Below are 2,392 nucleotides of genomic sequence, written 5' to 3'. Positions count from 1 at the left end.
TAATAAATTATAATTACTTAAAGTAAAATTACTAAATATAAATTCTTTTATGACCTACACCTCCTGAATTACCTCTATTTTAATTTGATTATTCTCTCTATCAGAATTATATCATAAATTGGAGCTACTACAAAACCAAATTAAAAAAATATATTTGTCAGCTTTTTTGGAAATATTATTTGACAATGTTAAAAAATAATGTTATAGTTAGTTTCGTTGGGTAATAAAAAAATATGAAAGTTTACCCGTTAAACAAATTAGGAGGAATTAATTTAATGATTTATAATGGTACAGTGAAATGGTTTAATGATCAAAAAGGATTCGGTTTTATTGAAAGAGAATCTGGTGACGATGTTTTTGTACACTTTTCTGCAATAGAGCAGGATGGATTCAAAAGCTTAGAAGAAGGCCAGGATGTTGAATTTGAAGTAGTAGAAGGCGACCGTGGCCCTCAGGCAGAAAAAGTTGTTACATTATAAGTAAATAATACTTTTAATATATAGCAACTAACCTCTGACTTTTTGTCAGAGGTTTATTTTTTTATAATGAAAATTTAAATAAAATTAATAGGAGTGAAATTTAATTTGCAAAAAATAAAATTTGAAGAACTAAATATATCAGACAAAATTTTAAAGGCAATAGATGATATGGGGTTTGAAGAAACTACCCCTATCCAAACAAATGCAATCCCATCAATAATAAAAGGACAGGATATTGTAGGACAGGCCCAGACTGGAACAGGAAAAACAGCAGCTTTTGGAATACCTCTTTTAGAACAAATTAGAAGAGGGGAAAAAAATCCACAGGCAATAATATTATGTCCAACCAGAGAATTAGCTATACAGGTTTCTGAAGAATTAAAAAGACTGGCTAAATACAAAAGAAATCTATATACTTTACCTATATATGGTGGTCAATCTATCCAAAGACAGATTAAAGCTTTAAAAAAGGGAGTCCAAATTGTAATTGGAACTCCAGGTAGAGTTATGGATCATATTAGAAGAGGAACTCTAAAATTAACTAATATTGATTATTTTGTACTTGATGAAGCAGATGTCATGCTTGATATGGGTTTTATTGATGATATTGAAACAATACTCAGAGATATTCCTGAAAATAGACAAACACTATTTTTCTCAGCAACAATTCCTGATTCTATTCGTAAACTTAGTAGAAAATATCAGAAAAAATCAGAATTTGTTAAAATAGGGCATGAAAAATTAACTGTTCCAGGAATTGATCAATATTATTTTGAAGTAAGAAAAGGTAATAAACTGAAAGTTTTAACTCGTTTAATGGATCTTCACACACCTGAAAAAGCCATTGTCTTCTGTAATACTAGAAAAATGGTCGATGAACTAAATATTAAATTACAGGCTCGAGGATATTTATCAGATGGAATTCATGGTGGACTCAATCAAAATCAAAGAGATAGAGTAATGAATAAATTTAGAAATGATAAAATAGAAATTTTAGTAGCAACTGATGTAGCTGCCCGTGGTATTGATGTTGATGACATAGAAATTGTTTTTAATTATGATTTTCCTCAGGATACTGATTACTATGTACATAGAATTGGTAGAACTGGAAGAGCTGGAAAAAGCGGAAAAGCTTTTACCTTTATAGTAGGTAAAGATATTTATAAATTAAGAGATGTTCAAAAATATACAAAAAGTAAAATAAAACGCAAAAAAATACCAACTTTAACTGATGTGGAAACAGCTCGATCTGAACAAATTATAGATGAACTTAGAAATTATATGAAAAGTGCACATCTTGATAAATATATTAAAATGATTGAAGATATGCTCGAAGATGATTTTACATCAATTGAGATAGCAGCTGCTCTATTAAAACAAAGTTTAAATACTGAAGAAGAAACTCCGCAAAAAATTGATTTTGGAGATACTGGCGCAGAACCAGGTATGGTAAGATTATTTGTTAATATAGGCCGAAAAGATAAAATATCTCCCAGACATATTGTTGGGGCAATTGCTGGAGAAACTGGTATTTCTGGAAACTTAATTGGAGCTATTGATGTTTACGATACTTTTACTTTTGTTGAAGTTCCAAGAGAAGACGGACATCAGGTTTTAGAAATAATGAAAAATAATACTATTAACGGCACCAAAATAAATATTGAACCAGCTAACAAAAAATAAATATAAATGATAATTTTAAGGACAGGCTAAGCCTGTCCTTTTTTTATTTGAATATACTTTTTATTTTATTCCATAGATTTCTATTATTTGATGATTTATTATTAAGAAATTTTTTTACTTCTTTTATTTCTTTTTTGGTAGCTTCTCTTTCTATTTTTTGAAAGCGTTCTGGAATAAAACTGATTATTTCCCATTTTTCTAAATTAAGTTTATCTATTTTTTGATCACTT

Annotated in this window: 3 protein-coding genes; 2 read left to right on the top strand and 1 reads right to left on the bottom strand. The window is 28.7% G+C overall.

Features of this window, described 5'->3' with window-relative positions:
- Positions 1-278 precede the first annotated feature (278 nt).
- Together VJ881_11470 and VJ881_11465 are read left to right on the top strand one after the other, a co-directional pair.
- On the top strand, positions 279-479 hold the full coding sequence (locus VJ881_11470; GenBank protein ID HKL76674.1) for a cold-shock protein: 201 nt from the start codon (positions 279-281) through the stop codon (positions 477-479).
- Between the two features lie 105 nt (positions 480-584).
- Positions 585-2,162, top strand: coding sequence for a DEAD/DEAH box helicase (locus VJ881_11465; GenBank protein HKL76673.1), 1,578 nt, complete (start codon positions 585-587; stop codon positions 2,160-2,162).
- Positions 2,163-2,205: 43 nt separating this feature from the next.
- Here VJ881_11465 and VJ881_11460 read toward each other — a convergent pair.
- Positions 2,206-2,392, bottom strand: a 187-nt coding sequence (locus tag VJ881_11460; protein HKL76672.1) for a hypothetical protein, incomplete at its 5' end; no start/stop codon positions are given.

The organism is Halanaerobiales bacterium, assembly GCA_035270125.1.
GTDB lineage: Bacteria > Bacillota > Halanaerobiia > Halanaerobiales > DATFIM01 > DATFIM01.
The sequence above is the reverse complement of the archived record's forward strand: the minus strand, read 5'-3'. Positions and strand labels throughout refer to the sequence as shown.